Consider the following 21,346-nt stretch of genomic DNA (forward strand, 5'->3'; position numbering starts at 1 on the left):
TGCCGTTACTTCCCGGCTTATAGATCGCGGCGCAGCGCCCGCAGCACATCGATCCGCGTCGCTCGCGCCGCGGGGCGCATGCCGGACAGCACGGCGACGCCGAGGCTGATGCCGACGCTCACGAGCGTGAGCGACAGCGGGATGTACGAGAAGACGAAGTCATCCGGCGGCCTGTCCTCCGTCGCGGCGGCGATAACGGACGGCAGAATGGAATTGGCCGCCGTGCTGAGCGCGTAAGCGACCGCCGCGCCGATGACGGAGCCGAAGACGCCGATGCCGAAGCTTTCCAGCAGAAAAATGCTGCGGATCGTTCGGGGATGCGTACCGACCGCTTTCATGATGCCGATATCCTGCGAGCGCTCGGTGACGGCCATCGTCATCGTGTTGTAGATGCCGATCGATGCGATCAGCACGGCGATGGTGCCGACGAACACAAGGCCGATTTTCAGCACAAGAAAGATCGTATTCATCTGCCGGATCGAATCCGCGACCGAATAGATGGAATAATGACCGGCGCGGAGCTTTTTGGACAGCTCCGCCGTATGGTCCGCGCTGTCCGCGTAAACGTTCACCGCAGGCTGCGGTTCCTTGCTTTTATCCGGGAAGAGCTTGTTCTCGAGCGAGTCGGACACATACACCTCCGTGCTTTGCAGCCATTCCTTCGCCGGCTTCTCCAGGATGCCGACGACCGTAAGCGTATAGGTGCCGAGCTGAAGCTCCTTGCCGGACGGGTCGTAGCCGATGGCATTCAGCGAAATCGTTCGGCCGAGCGGACTGCCGCTGTACGCCGTTTTCCCATCCTTCATCAGGTGCTCCGCGAAGTTGTAGCCGACAATCGTTTCGCCGGCGGATGCGGGCATCCGGCCCTGCGACAGCTTGAGTCCGGACTTCGCTTCCTGCTCGAAATCGGTCATGAGGACCTGCGTGTCCTCCAAATAGCCCTCCAGACTCGATTTGCCGGAAATCGGGATTTGTGCGGTAACCGCGCTGACGTGCTCGAGCTTTTTAAAGGCTTCGATGTCGGATGGGGTAACCGGGGCGAAATCGCTGCCTTCCGACTTCCCGTGAATCTGGATTTGCGTCAGCGACTGGTCCTTCAGCGTATCGTCGACGTAGCTTTTCTGCAGGCCGAAGGCGACGGACGCAATCATCATCAGAAACGAACAGCCCATCGCCGTCGCCAATATCGTCATGAACAGCCGCGATTTGTTTTTGTACATGTTTTGCCGGACGAACCGGATTTTATCGCTCGTTTTCATCGCTGCGCCGCCTCCATCCTGCGGCTGTCCGCGGCATCCGGAAGCCTGCCGTCCTCGATGCGGATCGTGCGGTTGCCGATCGCGGCCACTTTATCGTCATGCGTAATCACAAGCAGCGTAATGCCGTGCTCCCGGTTCAGCGACTGGAGCAGCTGCAGGAACTGCGACTCGTTGTCGCTGTCCAGGCTTCCGGTCGGTTCATCCGCCAGCAGGAGCGGCGGGTTCAGGACGAGCGCGCGGGCAATGCCCGTTCGCTGCTGCTGCCCGCCGGACAGCTCGCTCGGATAATGCTCGGCGTATTCGGCCATGCCGAGGCGCTCCAGCAGCTCCATCGTCCGCTTGCGCCGCTCGCCCTCCGGGACACCCTGCAGTACAAGCGGCAGCTCAATGTTCTGAAATGCGGTCATGCTGGGGATCAGCTGGAAGTTTTGAAACACAACCCCAAGGTGCCGCCGGCGGAAATCAGCCCACTGGCCTTCGCTGAAGCCGGTCGTATCCTGCCCCGCAATGCGGATTTGGCCCGCAGTCGGATGCAGAAAGCCGGCTATGATATGCAGCAGCGTCGATTTGCCCGAGCCGCTGCGCCCGATCAGCGTCACGATTTCGCCCTCGTACACGTTCATATCGATGCCACGCAGCACGGGGACGAGGCGTTCGCCGCCTTTTCGCCCGAGCTTGAACGAATGCTCGATTCGTTGCAGTTCAATCATCACAACCCCTCCTTGTCTTTAGCAGGCAGCGGGAGTCTCGGCTTTATCCGTTTCGGCTGTCCGCTGTCTGCGTTTCTGTGCTCATAACGAGCCGGGGGCGAAAAAAGTTTGCGGGCAGCTGGAAAAGTGCTGGGAATGCCGTATGACGCCCGCCTGTTTTGTCCATAGCTGTAGGAAAAGGCCGCTCAGGCTGCAGCAGGAAACGATCATAGGGCGGCGAGGAAACGGGTGATGCGAATGGCTGCTGTTCTCGGAATGGTCGCTGCGGCGACGGCGGCGGTGCTGATCGTCTCGGTCTGCCGGAACGGCCTGTTCTTCGATGCGATGTTTTATCCGTGGGTATGGATGCTCATTGCCGGCTTCGCGGCCGCCTGGACGTGCGCGGTTTGGCATGAACTGCGGCGGCGGGAAACGCGTCCGGCGTCCGGCGCTTCCGCACTGCGCCGGGTTTGGAACCGGGGGCGGACCGCTGCTGCCGCTGCGGCGTTCGCGCTGCCCGCCGCGGCGTACGGGCCGCTCGCGATGGCGGCGATGTACGGCCTGGCGCTGCTGCGGCATCCGGCTTCCGTTCACGGCACCGCCAGCCAGGCGCTCCGATGGACGGCTTACGGCGCGTTTTTGGCGGCGGTTGCGATTTGGTCCGGCTTTAAAGGAGGCCGGATCAGGCTAATGGCTGCCCTGCAGGCGGCCGGGGCATTTACGGTTTGGGCATCGCTGGCGGGCTGGCTTGGGTGGTTCGCGTTTCCCGGGTTCGTGCTGATGACCGGAGATGTCCGTCTTTCCGCCGTCGGCGCGAGGCTGGGCGGCTTTGTCCAGGATCCGAATTTCCTGGGGGCGGCTGCGGGGGCTTTTTTGCTGTGGCAGTTGGCGCTTCTGGCCCGTTCCGGCCCGCGATTTGCGATATCGGCGGCTGCGGCGGCGCAGACAGTGCCATGGGCGCTGGTTCTGCTGCTGACGGAGTCGCGGGGCGCCTGGCTGGCAGCCGCGGTCTGCTGGACGGCGGGCCTGGCGCTGATGAAAGGGAACGGCCGCGTGCGCTGGCTGCTCGGCAGCGGGTGGACGTTCGCGTGCGCCGGGCTGGCGTACAGGGCTGTTTTCGGCGGCGGTTGGCGGACCGTATCGGTGTATGGAGACGGGAATGGCTCGGCGGGGGCCGATTTCGCAGGCACGGTGCTGTTGGTGCTGATCACCGCCGCATCCGCGGGGGGGCTGCTGCTCATCCGGACCGTGCGCCTGTGGTCCGGCGGCAGATGCGGTGCCCTCGCCGCATGGGGCGTGCTGTTCGCGGGCGCGGCCGCGCTGGCCGCCCTGCTGCCGCCGGCTGTGCACGGCCGGCTTGCCGGACATTTCCAAACGGCGGCCTCGCGGGGGCGGATGTATGCGGATGCGCTGCGGCTGGTCGGGGAAGCGCCGCTACTCGGCCGCGGCGGCGACACCTGGCGGATGCTGTTCACGCAGGTGCAGTCGCAGCCCTACGTCGGAAACGAAGTTCACAGCGGCTATATGGAGCTGCTGCTCGATTTGGGCGCTGCGGGCCTGTTCGTTTTTCTGGCGACGACGGCGCTGCTGCTGAGAAAAGTCTGGCGCAGCGACCCGGCCGGGCTGCTGCCCGCAGGGGTTCTGCTGCTGCATGCCGCCATCGACTTTGACATGGCGTTCGGTTCTTTCTGGCTGCTGCTGTACGCCTGGATCGGTCTGTACGGCGAATGGCGGCTAGGAGCGGAGCGAGCGGTGGAAGCGATCGATGCAGTGGCGGCGGAGCGAGCTTCGGAAGCGGTCGATGCAGCGGCGGCGGAAGCTTTGCCGCGACTTGGACTGGCGCCAAGCCCGCCCTCGAGCGAGCGAAGCGGGGGCGATCCGCCGCCGGGCGGCTGCGCAGCCGCGAAAGCCGGAGCCGGATCCGGGCGGCTGCAAAAGCTTGCCGCTGCGGCGCGCGTAACGGCTGCGCTCGCGGCATGCGCCATTTTTGCCGCCGGCGCGGTATACGGCTGGCGGTTCGAGCTTGCCGCGCGGCACCGCGAGGCGGCCGCGGCGTCCTCCGGCGCTGCGCGGGAGGCCGCGCTGCGCGCGGCGCTCGAGGCGAATCCGTATTGGACACGGATTCGCCTCGAGCTTGCGCCGCTGGCGCCGCCGCCGGAGCAGGCGGCGCTGCTTGCGGCCGGACTGCGGTATGAGCCGCAGTCCGTGCCGCTGCTGCTGGCGCTCGGCCGGCTGTATGCCGAGCGCAGGGACGTACCGCAGGCGGAGGCGGGCTTTCGCCTCGCGCTGCGGTACGACAGGTTTAACCGCGCGGGTCAAACCGCGGCGGTTGTCGCCATGACGCGGCTCGCGGGGGACCTGCGAGCCGCCGGCCGTTTGCGCGAGGCAGCTTCGGCCGCCTTGGCCGCGGTCGAGTTTTACGCGGCTTACGCGGCCGAGCGCTCGCGCACGGATGCGGGCAGCCGCGGCTTTGCCGTCACGGCCGCGGCGAAGTCGGCTGCGGCGGAGAGCAGGCGGCTGCTGGAAGATCTGCTCATGACCGCCGCGCCGTGATGCCGTGCCACAAGCGGCAGCCACTGCTTTGCCGCGAGCGGACATGCACGTGCGAGGACTCACCGTGCCGCGAGAGTCACGCACGTGCGCCGACATCGCCGCGAAACGGCTGCCGCCCGGCATCGCCGCGAAACGTCTGCCCCGCCCGGATCAAAATAAATGCCGCGCGATCATGAGGATTGTCCAATCCAACTTCTTTCCGGCCGCATAAGCTGAAGCATCACAGGTCGGAAGGAGTGAATACCAATGGCAAAATCAGTGAAACCGCGGCGCGGTGCTTCCAGCAAAGGAAAAGCGATCAGCCTCCGCGAGGTAAAAAAACTGTACGTGCGCACCCGGAACGACACGAGCACGGCTGGTGCAGGCACCAAGCCAAGCAGAGGCAGCGAGACGGCCGGAGCGGAAACCGGAACCGGCTCCGGAACGGGGTCCCGTCCGCTGCTCAGGGCGCTGACGATCGTTTGGGTGCAGAACAACGGCGTTCCGTTTAATACGAGCGACGGCTTCTTCGCGCAGCTGAGCCGGAACGGTCAGGTTGTCGCAAGAGCGCGCTTCGATAACTTCGGCGTGGCTGTCTTCCGAAACATCGGCACGTTAACGGACGTCAGCTACCGGCTGACGATTTTCTCCAATAACGGTCAGATATTCCGTCAGCGCACACTTCCGGCGGGCATCGAAGCTTTCGCCGTTATCGGTTAACCGGCGGGCTGCCATGCCGCCTTATAAACTGCCGGGCGGACGAGCTTCATCGGCTGTGCGCCGGCAAAAGCCGGACTTTTCCCGTAAAAGGCGGACGCTCACGGCAGCCGTGAGCGTCCGCCGCATTTTTGAACGAGCCTGCGTCCCTCGAATGGCAAAGAATACGACCGTTTCTCCTTCAGCTCCAATCCGATCGAAACTCAAAATGCTGTTTAAGCTCCCCTCCGACTAATTGACGATGATAATCATTATCAATTAAAATAAAATCAGCGGGGCGCTTTATTCTGCCGATTTACATACCGCCGCACGCGGCGCCCGCCGAGTTCAAATCAGGGAGTTGAACCGCGATTGATGATACCTGACCGTGGTCCGGGCCGGCAGACGCAACCGCTTGATTTTACCGCGCTCAAGGTTTTTGGGGACCGTACTTTAATAGCCGCTTCACCGGGAAAAGGGGTATTTCGGAAAATGCCGCGCGGCGGCTGGTCGCCGCTGTCGGACGGTCTGCCTGCAGGAACGGTCGTAAACCGTCTGCAGCAGCTGGAGGGAACCGCGTACGCCTGCACGAGCCGCGGGCTGTATAAGCTGGATGCCGGCAAATGGGTGCGTCAGGATGACGGCCGGCCATGCTACCAGTATAAGGAAGAATGGAAAATCGCATTCGCAGCGACGCAGGCCGGCCTCTTCTTCGGGTCGGACGGGAGCTGGAAGGAGGCGGCTTTTCCAAATGCCGCCGTTTACGATTTTTTGTTTTCGCCGCAGTTTTTGTACGCCGGTCTTGAGCGGGGCATCGGCTTGTACGACCGGCTGCTGGACCGGTGGGCCTCATATCCGCTCCCATGCGCCGTGACTTCGCTGGCGGCGGGCGGCGACACGCTTTACGGTTCGGGAGACCGTGGCGAACTCGTCGCCAGCGACGGGCGGGGCGGCTTCGGCACCGTGCGTTTTCCGGGTCTGTTCATCTATACCGTCGCCAGCTGCCGCGGGCGAATCTACGTCTGCTCCGACCGCGGACTTTTTCGGATCAGCCGACTCGCCGATCGGCTTACGCTGCAATCGGTCAAGCCGGGGGTGCCGGTTACGGACATCGATTGGTGCGGACCGGAGCTGTTTATGGCCACGCTGTCGAAAGGCGTTCAGTCGATCCGGGTGCCGTTTGCCTAAAATGGGCGTCCGCCTTCCGGACTGCCGGTCCCGCCGGCTGTTCGCCAGCGGCGCCCGCTTCCTTTTTACCGCCTTTTCCCTATTCTTCATGTGACCTGCCCATAGGTAAATGCATATGATGCTTATGACATTTCAGGTTGAAGAAGGAGAGGGCTATGGCGAACAGCAAAAAAAGCAAGAGGCCCAGAGGGCGCAAGCCGTTATACTATGTAGACAATCCGAACGCTTCGGAGTTGAAGTGGATTGACGAGCTGCAGCATAAAAAACGCGTCGCCGCTCGAGCCGCCGAAACGAAAACGGTTCAGATAAGCACGGCTCCCGAAGCACCCGTCAAAGAGGAGGCTATCTCGCTTCAGCCGGCAGCCGCGGCGGCCGTTCCGGAGGCGGAGACGCCTCTGTCCGCCTTTTACGAGCAGCAGCAGCAGCCGGAAACGGAGACCGCAGCGGAGCTTCCGCCCGGGCTTGAATCAGATCCCGAAGTGGAAACGGCTCCCAGGGAAAAGGCGTTGCAGCCGGAGAGCGAACCGCCTGCCATCGTTGAAGCCGAAGACGCGGCGGAACCGGAGCCGGATATCCGGGAAACGCTGAAATACGATCCGGAGACCAGGGCTGAGCTGGCGGAAGAACGGAAGCTTCCGGACGCGCCGGTTCCGTTCGTTTATACCGACGATATCGCGGATGAGGCGATCACGGCGGAAAAAATCGCGCCGGGGGCGGTCGATACTTCCCGGATCCGGCAGGGAGCGGTCGCGACGCAGTCCATTGCCGATTTTGCCGTGGAAAGCATCAAAATCGCCGACGGTGCGGTCGGTGCATCGAAAATCGCATCCGAATCGATCACGAGCGACCACCTGGCCAAGAATGCGATTTCCGGCTCGAAAATCCGCGACCGCTCGATTACGGGCGAGAAGCTCCGCGACGGCAGCGTGTCGTCGGTGAAGCTGGCGGACCGCACGATCAGCGCCGACAAACTGGCCGAGGGCTCCATCGAAGCGAAGCATTTGAAGCCTTTCGTCATTACGACGGATCTGCTGGAGGATCAAGCCGTCACGGGCAATAAGCTGCGAAGCGGGACGATCCGGTCGGAGCATATCGCTAACGACGCCATTCATACCTCGAAGCTGGCGGACGGCGCCGTGACGCGTTCGAAGCTTCGCGACCAGGCGGTGACTTCCGAGAAAATCGCGCTGGGCGCGGTCGATTCCTTCCATTTGAAGCCCGGACTGCTGCTTGCGGAGCACGTTGCGGCCGGCGCACTGACGGGAAAGCATTTGGCCCCGGGCGCGGTCGACGCCGAGCATCTGGCCGAAGGAGCGGTCGGAGCAAGAGAGCTGCGGTCCGCGGCCGTCAAATCCGAAGCGATCGCGGCCGGCGCGGTCGGCTCGCCGCAGCTGCAGGAAGGGGCCGTAAACGGCGCGCACATCGCGAACAATGAGATTGGCCCGGCGCATTTAATCGATTCGGCGGTCACGTCGCCGAAGCTGGCCGACCAGTCGGTCTCCACAATCAAGCTGGTCGACCATGCGGTAACCTCCTCGAAAATCGCCGACCAAAGCATCATCGGCGCCAAGCTGGCGGACGAGGCGGTATTTACCCGGCACATCGCGCCGCAAAGCGTTACGGCCGAGAAAATCGCCGGCGGCAGCGTGAACGAGTCCCATCTCGCCGAGAAGGCGGTCGGCACCAAGCAGCTCGCGGACGGGAGCGTGCGGACCGCGAAGCTGGCCGACGGTTCCGTTACGACGCAGAAGCTGGCCAAAGGCGCGGTCGAGCAGGCGCATATCGTGGCCGCCTCGGTCGGTACCGAGCAGCTGGCGGATGGAGCGGTTACGGCGGCGAAGCTGGCGGGCGGCAGCGTCGGCTCCGCCCAGATCGCCAAAAAGGCCGTCGGGCTGCGCCATCTGGCCAATGAATCGGTCAGCTCCGATATTATACAGCCCGAAGCTGTCCGCGCTTTCCACCTGGCTGCCGGATCGGTAACGGCGGAGGCCGTCTCGGCCGAAGCCGTCGGCAAGCAGCATCTTCAGCCCGGCGCGGTCGAGCAGCACCATCTGGCGCCGGATTCCGTCGACGCGGAAGCGCTGCGGGAAGGCTCGGTCAAGGCGGAGCATCTCACGTTCGGCGCCGTCAACGAGGCGCACCTCGCACCCGGAGCCGTTTTCTCGCACCATTTGGCTGATCATGCCGTCAATTCGCTCAAGCTTTCGCCGGAAAGCGTGTCGACGGACAAATTGACCGACTGGGCGATTACGACCGGCAAGCTGGCGGACGGAAGCGTCACGAAAGCAAAGCTGGCGAAGCATGCGGTAACCGGCGAGCAGCTGGCCCCGAAATCGGTCGGAGCGGAGCATCTGGCCATCGACGCCGTCGAATCGAGACATCTCGCCGACGGTTCGGTCGAAGCGCACCATTTGGCATCGGGAGCGATTCGGTCGGACAGCATCGCAGGCGGGGCCATATCCGGCTATAATCTGGCGGAAGGGGCGGTAACGGGGGTTCATCTGGCCGCCGAAGCCGTCGGCAGCAAGCATTTGGCGGAGCAGTCGGTTCTGGGCGTGCACCTTGCGCAGGGCAGCGTGCGGGACCTCCATTTGAACGCCGGCTCGGTTACTTCGGAGAAGCTCGCCGAAGGCAGCGTCGGCACAGCTCATTTACAGATTGGAGCGGTCGGCCCGGGAACGATTCAGGCCGGCGCGGTTGACCGGGAGCATCTCGCGAACTTTGCCGTCAGCGCGGAGCATCTGGCAGCCGACTCGGTGGGCAGCGCGCAGCTGCGCGAAGGAAGCATTTTGCAAAAGCACTTGTCGGATGCGTCGGTCGGCTCCGCCCAGCTGGCGGACGGTTCGGTGACCGGCGCCAAAATATCGCCGCTCGCGGTCAGCGGTGAGCATATCGCGCTAGAGACGATTGCCGGCAAGCATATGAAAGCAGAGGCCATTCAGGGCTATCACATCCGCAAAGGCTCGATTTCGCAAGCGCATTTGGCCGGCGAATTGTTCTTGTTCGATAAAGCGCCGGACGGGAGTCTGACAGGCGAGAAAATCAAGCCCGGGTCGATCGGAGCGGCACAGCTTGCGCCCGGAGGCGTGGGAACGGAGCAGCTGCTCGACGGCGCGGTGACCGGCGAGAAGATGGCCGGCGGCGCGGTATCAAGCGAAAAGCTGGCTGCGGGTGCGGTCGGCGCGGAAGCACTGGCGAACGAGTCGGTAACCGGCGCGAAGCTGGCTGCAGGTGCGGTCGGCGCGGAAGCACTGGCGAACGGGTCGGTGACGAGCGCGAAGCTGGCGCCAGGCGCGGTCGGCAGAGATGAGCTGGCGGACGGATCGGTAACCGGCGCGAAGCTGGCGGCAGGTGCGGTCAGTACCGAAGCGCTGGCGGGAGGAACGGTGACGAGCACGAAGCTGGCGGACGGCGCGGTCGGCGAAACGGCGCTGGCGGACGGCGCGGTGACGGCCGAGAAGCTGGCCGCAGGCGCCGTCATTGAAGAAGCGCTGAGCGATGGCGCGGTCACGTCGCCGAAGCTGGCGGCCGGCGCCGTAGGCCCGGAAGCGCTGAGGTACGGCGCGGTGACGGCCGGGAAGCTGGCCGCCGGCGCGGTAAGCGAAGAAGCGCTGCGGGATGGCGTGGTGACGGCCGAGAAGCTGGCGGCCAGCTCCGTCGGATCGGAAGCGCTGAGCCAAGGCGCGGTAACGGCCGATAAGCTGGCTGCAGGCTCCGTAGACGAGGTAGCGCTTAGCCACGGCGCGGTAACGAGCGCGAAGCTGGCGGCCGGTGCAGTGAGTACGGAAGCGCTGGGTGACGGCGCAGTAACGAGCGCGAAGCTGGCGGCAGGTGCGGTGAGCACCAGAGCGCTGAGCGACGGCGCGGTAACGAGCACGAAACTGGCTGCAGGCGCAGTAAGCGAAGAAGCGCTGAGCCACGGGGCAGTGACAAGTGCAAAGCTGGCCGCTGGCGCAGTGAGTGAAGAAGCGCTGAGCGACGGGTCGGTAACGAGCGCGAAGCTGGCGGCCGGCGCAGTGAGCGAAGAAGCGCTGAGCGACGGTGCGGTGACGAGCGCGAAGCTGGCCGCTGGTGCTGTTAGTGAAGAAGCGCTGAGCGACGGGTTGGTAACGAGCGCGAAGCTGGCGGTTGGCGCGGTAAGCGAAGAAGCGCTGGGCGACGGGTCGGTAACGAGCGCGAAGCTGGCGTTTGGCGCGGTAAGCGAAGAAGCGCTGAGTGACGGGGCGGTAACAAGCACGAAGCTGGCCGCAGGCGTGGTAAGCGAAGAAGCGCTGAGCGATGGCGCGGTAACGAGCGCGAAACTGGCCGAAGGCGCAGTGAGCACGGAAGCACTGAGCGACGGCGCTGTAACCGGTGCGAAGCTGGCCGTAGGCGCAATAAGCGGAGAAGTGCTGAGTGATGGGTCAGTAACGAGCGCGAAACTGGCCGCAGGCGCAGTGAGCGAAGAAGCGCTGGGCGACGGGTCGGTAACGAGCGCGAAGCTGGCGGACGGCGCGGTAAGCGAAGAAGCGCTGAGCGACGGGTCGGTAACGAGCGCGAAGCTGGCGTTTGGCGCGGTAAGCGAAGAAGCGCTGGGCGACGGGTCGGTAACGAGCGCGAAGCTGGCGTTTGGCGCGGTAAGCGAAGAAGCGCTGAGTGACGGGTCGGTAACGAGCGCGAAGCTGGCCGCAGGCGCGGTAAGCGAAGAAGCGCTGAGCGATGGCGCGGTAACGAGCGCGAAACTGGCCGAAGGCGCAGTGAGCACGGAAGCACTGAGCGACGGCGCAGTAACCGGTGCGAAGCTGGCCGTAGGTGCAATAAGCGGAGAAGTTCTGAGTGATGGGTCAGTAACGAGCGCGAAGCTGGCCGAAGGTGCAGTGAGTGAAGAAGCGCTGAGCGACGGGTCGGTAACGAGCGCGAAGTTGGCCGCAGGCGCAGTAAGCGAAGAAGCGCTGAGTGACGGGTCGGTAACGAGCGCGAAGCTGGCGTTTGGCGCGGTAAGCGCGGAAGCGCTGAGCGACGGGTCGATAACGAGCGCGAAGCTGGCGTTTGGCGCGGTAAGCGCGGAAGCGCTGAGCGACGGGTCGATAACGAGCGCGAAGCTGGCGTTTGGCGCGGTAAGCGCGGAAGCGCTGAGTGACGGGTCGGTAACGAGCGCGAAGTTGGCCGCAGGCGCAGTAAGCGAAGAAGCGCTGAGTGACGGGTCGGTAACGAGCGCGAAGTTGGCCGCAGGCGCAGTAAGCGAAGAAGCGCTGAGTGACGGGTCGGTAACGAGCGCGAAGCTGGCGTTTGGCGCGGTAAGCGCGGAAGCGCTGAGCGACGGGTCGATAACGAGCGCGAAGCTGGCGTTTGGCGCGGTAAGCGCGGAAGCGCTGAGTGACGGGTCGGTAACGAGCGCGAAGTTGGCGTTTGGCGCGGTAAGTGCGGAAGCGCTGAGCGACGAGTCGGTGACGAGCGCGAAGCTGGCCGAAGGCGCAGTGAGCACGGAAGCGCTGAGCGACGGCGCAGTAACCGGTGCGAAGCTGGCTGCAGGTGCAATAAGCGGAGAAGTGCTGAGCGACGGGTCGGTAACGAGCGCGAAGTTGGCTGAAGGTGCAGTGAGCACGGAAGCGCTGAGCGACGGCTCAGTAACGAGCACGAAGCTGGCTGAAGGCGCAGTGAGCACGGAAGCGCTGAGCGACGGTTCGGTAACGAGCGCGAAGCTGGCCGAAGGCGCGGTGAGCACGGAAGCGCTGAGCGACGGGTCGGTGACGAGCGCGAAGCTGGCCGAAGGCGCAGTGAGCACGGAAACGCTGAGCGACGGGGCAGTAACGAGCGCGAAACTGGCCGAAGGCTCAGTGAGCACGGAAGCGCTGAGCGACGGCGCGGTGACGAGCGCGAAGCTTGCCGCAGGCGCGGTAAGCGAAGAAACGCTGAGCGACGGGGCGGTAACGAGTGCGAAACTTGCCGCAGGCGCAGTGAGCGAAAAAGCGCTGAGCGACGGAGCAGTAACCAGCGCGAAGCTGGCCGCAGGCGCAGTGAGCGAAGAAGCGCTGAGCGACGGAGCAGTAACCAGCGCGAAGCTGGCCGCAGGCGCAGTGAGCGAAGAAGCGCTGAGCGACGGAGCAGTAACCAGCACGAAGCTGGCCGCAGGCGCAGTAAGCGAAGAAGCGCTGAGCGACGGAGCAGTAACCAGCGCGAAGCTGGCCGCAGGTGCAGTAAGCGAAGAAGCACTCAGCGACGGAGCAGTAACAAGCTCGAAGCTGGCCGCAGGTGCAGTGGGCGCGGAAGCGCTGAGTGACGGCGCGATTACGGCAGAAAAGCTGGCGCCGGGGCTTCTGACAGGGCTGCGGCTTGCGGAAAGCTGCCTCACGTCGGTGCAGCTTGCCGACGGAGCCGTGACCGGGGCGAAAATTGCGCCCGGCGCCATCGTGGCGGAGCACCTCGCCGACGGAGTCGCCTCTGAGCTTCAAAACGAGCCGGTTGACGGGTCTCGGCTGCAGGACGGCACCGTCAGCGGCGCAAAGCTGGACTTTACGCCGATCGGTACGACAGGGCGAAATACCGGCGCATTCCAGCAGTTCGGATTGGCGCCGTACGACTTTACCGCTCAAGGCGAACAGACGGATATTACCGTCGAGTTCGAAGAGCCGTTCGCCGGCGATAACTACGTCTTCGTCGCGACGACGGATCAGCCCTCCTGCTTCGCCGTCGTAAAGACGAAATCGAGGGAGGCGGTTCAGGTGACGATCGTCCGTACGCGGATCAGTCCCGAACCGAAAGGGCTGTTCAACTGGATTGCCATCGGCATCCGCTGAACAGACTGATCCATCGCACAACTGTCAAGGCTCCCGGAGAGGGGGCCTTTCTTTTTTTCACGCATCACGGACAAGCACTCCTTTTTGCATCCCCTTTACGCTCCTGTCGATGAAGGCTTTTTCCATTCCGTTCTTCGGTTCCCCTTTCCGTCTGCTTGTCTTTCCGGCGAGTATGGCCCGTTTGCCTTGCCGGCGTGCGCCCGTTCCCGGATACGCGCGGTTCGGGAAGGCGATGGCCTTGACGTACATCTGCCGTTACGCTTCGTTCTACGTGTCCATACAATGGATAGAAAATGTCAAGCATACGATCTCATTCCGGAACAAGAGGTGATCACGATGCGCAAACCTGTTGGCGGCAGCCGGCCGAACCGGCGCGGTTCCTCCGCCCGGTTAAGCGGCCGCCCCGGCATCGGGCGGTCCGGGGCGGGCACTTCGGGAGGCCGAAACCGGAGGAAGGGCTCCGGTGCAAGGGCAGCCCGCGTGCCTTCCCGGATTTCCGCGCGCAAGTCGAGTCGCCGCACGTTATTCAGGAGGCCGGCTGCCGGTGCCGGGAGGGCGGGGAGGCCGGTCTCTTCGGCCGGCGGCTTTGGACTGCCGGAACAGCTTGAAAGGGCTGGAACGGAAAGGATGGAGGACGAACGGTCCGGGACGGATTCGCCAGCGGTATCCGTCATTATTCCGGTCATGAACGAGCGGCGCCTGATCGGCCGTATCGTGCGCGAAAGCCGGAAAATCGGGCCGAGCGCAGAAGTGATCGTCGTCGCGAACGGTTCGACCGACGGCTCGGCGGCGATCGCAAGAAAGCACGGCGCGCGCGTCATCGAGTTTTCCGCGCCGCTCGGTCATGACGTCGGCCGCAGCGTCGGCGCAGCCGCGGCGCGCGGCGATGTGCTGCTGTTTATCGACGGCGACATGCTGCTTCCGGCTTCCGTGCTTCAAACGTTCGTCGATCGCGTCCGCATGGACGGTATCGACGTCGCCTTGAATAATTATTCCGGGCCGACAGCCAAAAAGATCGTTCACAACGTCGTCCTCGCCAAGCATGCCCTGAATGCGATGCTGAGGCGGCCGGATTTAATGGGCACCTCGATGACGGCCGTTCCGCATGCGATCAGCCGCCGCGCGCTGGACGCGATCGGGGCGGAAGCGCTGTCCGTGCCTCCGCTTGCCCATGCCAAGGCGGTTCATTTCGGGCTGCGCGTCCATCCGGTGAGGAGAGTGAACGTCGGCAGGCTGAACCTGCCGAGGCTTCGCCGGGAGCGCACCAACCCGTTGGAAGTACTGATCGTCGGCGATCATTTGGAAGCGATCGATTGGCTGAACGGACAAACGGACGGGCGCGGAGGAATGCGGAATGACGGGCGATAATCGGGAACGGCGAGGTGAGTTCATGCGGACAAGAACGAAAATAATGCCGGGCAAAGCCGCCGGTCGTACTGTCCGGACGGCGGCAAGGGCCGGCAAAGAGCCAATCGCCCGGGTCGCGGTCATCAGCGGCATCGGCACGGGTACCCGGCCTGCTGCCCGGGGTACTTCTGCGAATGCGGCCGTCCGGACCGCTTCCGGCGGCAGCACGCGTAAGGCCGCCCGTCCGGCCGCACGGGCTGCGGCCCGGAGAACCTATCGGCCGGCGGCGGGTAATGCCGGCCGGAAGCGGCGTCCGTCGGCGGCTAGATCCGCCGGACGGAAATTCACGCGCCGGCCGGCGCCGGGCGCCCGGCGGCTTCGCGGATCCGGGCGCGCGCTGCCGGCCGGGAAGAGCCCGGCCTTTTACGCGATGGGGCGTCGCGATGCGGCGGAGATGCTGAAGAACGGGACGCCTCCGGCCGATCCGGCGTCCTGGAAGCTTGCCATGAACCGGGGCTGGACGCAGCATGCGGGCCGTCTCCGGATGTCCGCCGCTTCCGGTGCCGCGCTTCAGGCGGGGCGTGCTTACGCAAACGGCTATGCCGAAGCGCTGCATATCCCGAGTCCCGGCTGGCTGCCGGTCGCGGTCGGCAAAACGGCTTCGGCCGTTGTCACGTGCAGCTCGGATCTTGATCCCGGCGCGCTCCGGGAAATGATGCGGCTGCCGCTGCAGGACGTTTTTGTCGTGCTGGAGGAGACCTCCGGTACGGCGGCCTTCCAGGCCGCCCGCTCGGTGCCCGGCGTTACGGTCGTCCATGCGGCGCAGCCGCTTGGGCCGAACGAGGGGCGCGCGGTCGGAGCGAGGCTGACGCAGACGGATATCGTGCTGTTTGCGGATGGCGGGGCGCGCTTCGCCGCGGAAGAGCTTGCGCCGTTTCTGGCGGCGGTGAATGGCGGCGCGGACATTGCGCTGGCCGACCGGACGGCGTCGCTCGGCACGTTCAACAGCTGGGATAACGTCTCGCGGGTCAAAGCTTTCGTCAACCTGTCGCTGGGACGTCCTGAACTGCAGGCGAATTCAGCCTCCGCGCTGCCGTGCGCCTGGTCGGGGAAAGCGATGGCCGCCGTGGGACGGGATTCGATGTCCGTTCCGGCGATGGCTCATCAGTCTGCGCTTGCGCTCAGGCTGAAGCTTGCCCGGTGTCCGGTCCGGTACATCCGGACCGGACGGCAAAGCACGGCGGCCGCGGCGGCGCGGGAAATCGGCGACCATATCGCCGCCTTAAGGGCGGCTATGGCGATTCAGGGAGGTAGGCTTGCGCTCCGGGACAAAGTCAGGCGGCGGATCGCCGCGGGAGGCGGCGGACAATGAAGCTGACGAGCATTATTATACCGACCTATAATGCGCTGGAGCTGGTAAAGCGGACGGTCGAAGCGGTTCGGCAGCATACCGATGAGACAGAGACCCCGTACGAGCTGATCGTTGTTGACAACGGCTCAACTGACGGAACGGACGAATGGTGCGCCGGCGAGCGGGTGCATCTGCTGTCGCTGCCTCGCAACACCGGATTTCCGGCCGCCTGCAATGTCGGCCTGCGGTACGCCCGCGGCGACGGTCTGCTGCTGCTGAACAACGATGTCACGGTCATGCCGGGGTGGCTGTCGGGCCTGACGGCCGCCTTGACCGGCATTCCGGATGCCGGCATCGCCGGGCCGGTCACCAACTACTGCAGCGGCAGGCAGCAGATCGACGTTTCATTTGCGGACATGGCCGATTTTCAGCGCATCGCGGCGGAGCGGAGGGGACGACCCGATCTCGCTCCGGTGCAGGTGCAGCGGCTGATCGGATTTTGCATGCTGTTCAAACGGGAGCTGTACGAGCGGATCGGCGATCTGGACGAACGGTTTTCCCCGGGCCATTACGAGGATGACGATTACTGCCTGCGGGCCCGGATGAGCGGCTTTGGCCTGCTTATGTGTCCGGATGTTCTCGTTCACCATGAAGGAAGCGTCAGCTTCAAACGGTCCGATCCGGGCCAGCTGCAGCGGCTGGTGAAGACGAACCGGCGGCGGTTTATCGAAAAATGGCGGATCGATCCGTCGACTTTCATGTAGAGGGCCGATTGCGGCGAAGAGGAGTGTGTTCAAGTGAAAGCTGTGATCTTGGCCGGCGGCACCGGCACGAGGCTGCTGCCGTTAACCAGAATCCTGAATAAGCATCTTCTGCCTGTCGGCAGGCTTCCCATGATTAGCTACAGCCTGGAGAAGCTGAAGGAAGCGGGAATTACCGATATCCTGATCGTGACCAGCAAGGAAGCGGCGGGCATGTTTGCGGAATTTCTCGGAAGCGGGCGCGAATTCGGCGTCCTGCTCACCTACCGCATCCAGGAGGACGCAGGCGGAATCGCGCAGGCGCTGGAGCTGGCGGAGTCTTTTGTCGGCGGCGAGCGAAAATTTATCGTCCTGCTCGGCGACAATTTGTTCGAGGAGCCGCTGGCCGGTCATCTCGCAGCATTCGAGAAGCAGCCGGAAGGGGCGATGGTGCTGCTGAAGCGGGTACCGGATCCGCACCGTTACGGCGTCCCCGTCTTCGGCCCTGACGGACGGATCGAGCGGATCGAGGAAAAGCCGCCGCAGCCGCAGACGGATTTCTGCGTAACCGGCATTTATCTGTTCGACGAAACGGTATTCCGTCTCATCGCACGGCAGGAGCCGTCCAAACGGGGCGAGCTGGAAATTACCGACGTCAACAACGCGTATGCCTCCGCCGGACTGCTTGCGCACCGGACGATGGAGGGCTGGTTGATCGATGCGGGAACGTTCGAATCGCTGCAGGAAGCGTCGGCAAGGATGATGGAGGGAGCGCCATGAACGGACGGGGAAACGACAAGCCGGTTTCCGCCTCGTCAGCGCCGGCATTTACCGGGCGAGCGGATCGGGCAAAAGCGGTTATCGCCGCCGTCAAGACGGGATCCGCACGGCCTGCCCGCAAAAGACGGGCCCGCGCGGGAAGCGGCTCCCGCGTCAAACGCTCGGCGCGCAAATGGCCCCGCGCCGGCCGGAAGCTCCGGATCACCGGCCCTGCCCGGAAAACGGCGAAAAAGGAGCCGAGGGGCGGACACGGCCCTGAAGAACTCCAATCCGCATACGAGCTCGGTAAATATGAAGGGGGAGAAATGCTGCTGGAGCAGTGTTTGCCCCCGAATCTGCTGCTCCCGGAGGTAAGCCTCGGGCAGATCGTCGCCGCCGGCGTTCAGGCGTACCTGCCGCAATGTTATCCGCTGCTGGACGTAAACGGCGTTTTCGCGGAAATGAACAGCGCCATCGCCGAAGAACGGCCCTGCTCGGTCGTCCGGCTTGGCGACGGGGAGCTGCTCGCGCTGGCGCAAGGCGTCGTTTACGATGCCGCGACCATTGAGCGGGAAGGGCGCTTTCTGCCGTATGCCGGCGTCGTGCCGCCCGATCTGGCCGCGCGGGATCAGCTGGCGCAGGCGATCCGGCACTCGCAGATCGTCGGCGTGCCGCAGTCCAGGAAGAAGCATTTTCAGCCGCTGCTTTATCCGGCGCTGCGCGGTCACGGCATCGATCCGGGCTCGCTTCGCATGACGGTCTCGACGATCAACTACAGCCTGTATCAGGCCGGACTGCTCATGCCGCTGCTGAGGGGCAGGCGCCTGCTTCTTATCGGCAATGCCGCGCCTCAGCTCGCGCGCGTGCTGACGGATGCAGGCTGTGCCATATCCGGCGTCATCAGCCCCGTGCGGGGCTTTCCGGATATCGACCGGGTGATGCGCGAAGCGCGTAATGCCCCGTTCGATCTGGCACTCGTATCCGCGGGCATACCCGCCGTCGTCATTTGCTGGCGTATTGCGGCGGAAAGAGGAAAGACGGCGCTCGATTTCGGCCATATGGCGGATACGATCGTCAAAGGCGAGATTTCGCTGCTCCATTGACGCCGAGCCTTTCCGCAATTGGACGGCGGCACGTTTTATCCGAACGCATGTGGTTGACCACCGTCATGTGACGCCGAGCCTCGCACCCATCGGACGAGGGAGCATTTTATCCGATCGGCGGCTTTCGGGAATCGAATGCGAACATAGGAGGGGGAGAGCGATGAAACGGAAGAAGCCTGCGGTTCGCCGCGTCAAACGGCGGGCTGCCCGGCCGGCAGCCGTCAGTCCGTCCGGATTTCGCGCCGGCTTCCAGGCCGGTTACCAGGAAGGGCTGCGCTCCGGCTCCGAAAGCTACGGCACGCGTTTCAACGGCACGAGTATCATTATTCCAAGCTATAATCAGGTCCATTATTTGAGGCAGTGCATCGACAGCATTAACCGGTATACCGGGCCCGCTTATGAAATCATCGTGGTCGATAACGCCTCGAAGGACGGGACGGCCGATTATTTGCGCCGCGCCGGCGGCAAGGTGCGCTACCGGATTCTCGAGACGAACCGGGGCTTCTCCGGCGCCGTGAATGTCGGGCTGATGATGGCCAAAGGAACGACGATGCTGGTGCTCAACAACGATACGGTCGTCACCGCACGCTGGCTCGACAATCTGCTGCTGTGCCTGTCGAGCGATCCGGCGATCGGCATGGTCGGACCGGTGACCAATTACATCAGCGGCGATCAGCAAATCCAAGTGCCTTATACCAAAATCGAAGATATGCAGGCTTTTGCCGCGAAGCATAACGTTTCCGACAGCTCCAAATGGAAGCGAATCGACCGGCTGGCAGGCGTCTGCCTCTTGTTCCGCCGGGAATTGTGGGAGCAAACCGGTTATTTTGACGAAGGCTTCGCGCTTGGCAATTTCGAGGACGACGATTACAATATCCGCGTCCGGCTGCAGGGCCGTTCGCTTGTCATTGCCGGCGATACGTTCATTCATCATTACGGCAGCATCAGCATAAGGGCGCTTGGGAGTCACTTGGCTGAAGTGAACCAGCGCAACCAGCAGTTTTACCAGGAAAAGTGGGGCAATCCGCATTCGCTGGTCCATATGGTCAAAGAAATGATCCGCCTGCCGGGCGGTGTCGAAAGCATCGGTCAGCCTCCGGCGCTCAGCGAAACGTCTTTTTTCCCGGAAGGCATCGCCGTCAAAGGAACAACGAATACGGCTTACTGGATCGAAAGCGGCACGAGACGGCCGATCGCGGGCGAGGCGAACATCCCGGTCGTCCGTATATCGCAAACGGACATGCGGAGATGGCCGGTCGCCGAGACGATCGCCGCGGAAGAGGCGCATGCGCGCTGGCACGGCGGGACCGGGAATATGGGGGACGGTTATATGGTGACCGGGCCGGACAATATCCATTACGTCCTTGAAAAAGGCACGCGGAGGCGCATTGCCAGCAGGAACGCGCTGGAACGGTGGGGACTTCAGCATAAGCCGCAGGTACCGTTGACGGCAGAGCAGATCGGTATGCTCCCGGAAGGCCTGCCGGTCATAGCGCCCGCAATCGTAGGAGAGCGGCTGTAACGGGCCGTCAAGGGTGAGAAGCAGTCCGGCGATGCAGCATGGCAGGCCGCTCGAACGCTTGACGTTTTGATGCCGCGAACGGCTTATCCCGGCAGTATCACACGCTTCCCGCGAGCATATTCTGGTAAAGGAACAGGAGGGACAGCGGCATGCAACAGCATACGGTGACGGAGCTGATCGAGCATATTTCCCAATCTCACCAACATATGGTTCGCGTGCTGGAATCGGAGCGGCATGTTGCGGTGCGGATGGCGCATATGGTGCACGCGCTGCCGGACCGGCATCCCGATTTCGGCGGCATGGACGGACTGCTGCAAAGTTCCGGGGCAGTGACGAAAAGCGTGGTTGCCTATTTAAACACGATCGCCGAGCTTCAGGAATCGATGGCGACGACCATCGGCTCCGTCATGAAAGAGCTTGACGGCGATAATGAAGAGGAATAGTGCGGAGGAAGGGATAAGCCATGGTTCGGGAAACGGCATATTCGCGCATACTGGATGCCTCCGCTAAAATGCAGGGGAATATCGCGATTATTTTGGAAGCGAAGGCGATCGAGGCGGAGAAGGTTCGCAGCTGGCTGTGCAATCATATGACGCCGGAAGCCTTTGAGGAGCAGGAAGAGCACTTGAAAGAAACCCTGCTTGTTCACGAGCAGCTCGTCGAGGTGATCGACGGATTGACCCGGCTGAACCAGGGGATGGCGAACGTGCTGAAGGCGGCGCTGCGGCAGGATCAGGACGGGGGAGGCATCGGCGGTCTGCTGAACGGCGGCTATGACTCGGGAGATCGATCGGAATGAGTCTGCTTGTAAAAGAATGGGAGGCGCGAATCGAGCTGCTCCGTTCGATTGCGAACAGCCAGCGGGCGATCGCGCGCATTCTGGACAGCGTCGCCGACGTTTCCGGGCATTCGCCCGGCATGGCCAAATCGATTCGCGAAAATATCCGCTCCTTGACCGCCATGCAGCTGACGATGGCGGAATCGGCCGTCGGCGTCAAGCTCCGCCGGCCGAAGTGCGGAAGGCCGGCACGGCCGTGGCTGCACGAAGCGGTTTCCGCGCCATCGGGCCGGCATAAGCATCGCCAGAAGTGACGGGAGGAACGACACATGAAGGGGCATGCACCACACGCGAGACGGCGTTCGGCTTCGGCGCGCAAACGCGCCGGAGGACGGACGCTTCGGAGCGCAGCGGCAAAGCCGTCCGCGAGGCGCCGGCGCCCTGCGCTGCGGGGCAGGGCAGCGGCGCCCCGCAGACGGAAGCGCGCCGCGGGGATCAGACGGCGCCCGGCCGTAAAGGGGCGCTCGGCTTCGTTTTATAAGGCGTATAACGAAGGCTTTAACGCCGGCTTTGCCAAAGGGTTCGAGGACGGCCATCAAATCGCTT

The 21,346-nt window shown here is 63.7% G+C and carries 16 protein-coding genes; 14 read left to right on the forward strand and 2 right to left on the reverse strand.

Annotation, left to right across the window (positions count from 1 at the left end):
- Window positions 1-17: 17 nt before the first annotated feature.
- Window positions 18-1,259 (reverse strand): ABC transporter permease, encoded by a 1,242-nt coding sequence (locus PD282_RS06020; RefSeq protein ID WP_274649438.1) that lies wholly within the window; start codon window positions 1,257-1,259, stop codon window positions 18-20.
- Window positions 1,256-1,969, reverse strand: coding sequence for an ABC transporter ATP-binding protein (locus PD282_RS06025; RefSeq protein WP_274649439.1), 714 nt, complete (start codon window positions 1,967-1,969; stop codon window positions 1,256-1,258). The genes PD282_RS06020 and PD282_RS06025 overlap by 4 nt, the downstream gene beginning before the upstream one ends.
- Before the next feature lie 237 nt (window positions 1,970-2,206).
- Between PD282_RS06025 and PD282_RS06030 the strand changes: the two genes are divergently transcribed.
- The 14 genes from PD282_RS06030 to PD282_RS06095 all read left to right on the forward strand — a co-directional run bounded on the left by PD282_RS06030 (window position 2,207) and on the right by PD282_RS06095 (window position 21,281).
- On the forward strand, window positions 2,207-4,501 hold the full coding sequence (locus PD282_RS06030; protein WP_274649440.1) for an O-antigen ligase family protein: 2,295 nt from the start codon (window positions 2,207-2,209) through the stop codon (window positions 4,499-4,501).
- A gap of 246 nt (window positions 4,502-4,747) precedes the next feature.
- Complete coding sequence (locus PD282_RS06035; RefSeq protein ID WP_274649441.1) at window positions 4,748-5,200, forward strand: hypothetical protein; 453 nt, start codon at window positions 4,748-4,750, stop codon at window positions 5,198-5,200.
- 468 nt (window positions 5,201-5,668) lie between these two features.
- Window positions 5,669-6,364 carry a hypothetical protein gene (locus tag PD282_RS06040; protein ID WP_274649442.1) on the forward strand — a complete coding sequence of 232 codons (696 nt, stop codon included), beginning with the start codon at window positions 5,669-5,671 and terminating at the stop codon, window positions 6,362-6,364.
- A 155-nt stretch (window positions 6,365-6,519) separates the two neighbouring features.
- A complete protein-coding gene (locus tag PD282_RS06045; protein WP_274649443.1) occupies window positions 6,520-13,140 on the forward strand; it encodes a WIAG-tail domain in 6,621 nt (2,206 codons plus the stop codon).
- A gap of 336 nt (window positions 13,141-13,476) precedes the next feature.
- Window positions 13,477-14,508, forward strand: coding sequence for a glycosyltransferase family 2 protein (locus tag PD282_RS06050; protein ID WP_338045164.1), 1,032 nt, complete (start codon window positions 13,477-13,479; stop codon window positions 14,506-14,508).
- Between the two features lie 22 nt (window positions 14,509-14,530).
- The gene (locus tag PD282_RS06055) at window positions 14,531-15,859 is read left to right on the forward strand and encodes a hypothetical protein (RefSeq protein WP_274649444.1); all 1,329 of its coding nucleotides are present in this window, start codon (window positions 14,531-14,533) and stop codon (window positions 15,857-15,859) included.
- Window positions 15,856-16,602, forward strand: a complete 747-nt coding sequence (locus tag PD282_RS06060; RefSeq protein WP_274649445.1) for a glycosyltransferase family 2 protein — start codon at window positions 15,856-15,858, stop codon at window positions 16,600-16,602. Before PD282_RS06055 ends, PD282_RS06060 begins: the two co-directional genes overlap by 4 nt.
- 33 nt (window positions 16,603-16,635) lie before the next feature.
- Window positions 16,636-17,358 carry a sugar phosphate nucleotidyltransferase gene (locus tag PD282_RS06065; RefSeq protein WP_274649446.1) on the forward strand — a complete coding sequence of 241 codons (723 nt, stop codon included), beginning with the start codon at window positions 16,636-16,638 and terminating at the stop codon, window positions 17,356-17,358.
- Window positions 17,355-18,440, forward strand: a complete 1,086-nt coding sequence (locus PD282_RS06070) for a GT-D fold domain-containing protein (RefSeq protein WP_274649447.1) — start codon at window positions 17,355-17,357, stop codon at window positions 18,438-18,440. Before PD282_RS06065 ends, PD282_RS06070 begins: the two co-directional genes overlap by 4 nt.
- Window positions 18,441-18,600: 160 nt before the next feature.
- Window positions 18,601-19,962, forward strand: coding sequence for a glycosyltransferase family 2 protein (locus tag PD282_RS06075; RefSeq protein WP_274649448.1), 1,362 nt, complete (start codon window positions 18,601-18,603; stop codon window positions 19,960-19,962).
- A 149-nt stretch (window positions 19,963-20,111) separates the two neighbouring features.
- Window positions 20,112-20,405 carry a nucleoside-diphosphate sugar epimerase gene (locus tag PD282_RS06080; RefSeq protein WP_274649449.1) on the forward strand — a complete coding sequence of 98 codons (294 nt, stop codon included), beginning with the start codon at window positions 20,112-20,114 and terminating at the stop codon, window positions 20,403-20,405.
- A 20-nt stretch (window positions 20,406-20,425) separates the two neighbouring features.
- Window positions 20,426-20,761: an alpha-helical endospore appendage domain-containing protein gene (locus PD282_RS06085; RefSeq protein WP_274649450.1), complete on the forward strand. Its 336-nt coding sequence runs from the start codon at window positions 20,426-20,428 to the stop codon at window positions 20,759-20,761.
- The gene (locus PD282_RS06090) at window positions 20,758-21,054 is read left to right on the forward strand and encodes a hypothetical protein (RefSeq protein ID WP_274649451.1); all 297 of its coding nucleotides are present in this window, start codon (window positions 20,758-20,760) and stop codon (window positions 21,052-21,054) included. The genes PD282_RS06085 and PD282_RS06090 overlap by 4 nt, the downstream gene beginning before the upstream one ends.
- Window positions 21,051-21,281: a hypothetical protein gene (locus PD282_RS06095; protein ID WP_274649452.1), complete on the forward strand. Its 231-nt coding sequence runs from the start codon at window positions 21,051-21,053 to the stop codon at window positions 21,279-21,281. Before PD282_RS06090 ends, PD282_RS06095 begins: the two co-directional genes overlap by 4 nt.
- Window positions 21,282-21,346: the final 65 nt, after the last annotated feature.

Origin of the sequence: Paenibacillus humicola (assembly GCF_028826105.1) — a bacterium.
In the GTDB taxonomy this organism is placed as follows: domain Bacteria; phylum Bacillota; class Bacilli; order Paenibacillales; family Paenibacillaceae; genus Paenibacillus_Z; species Paenibacillus_Z humicola.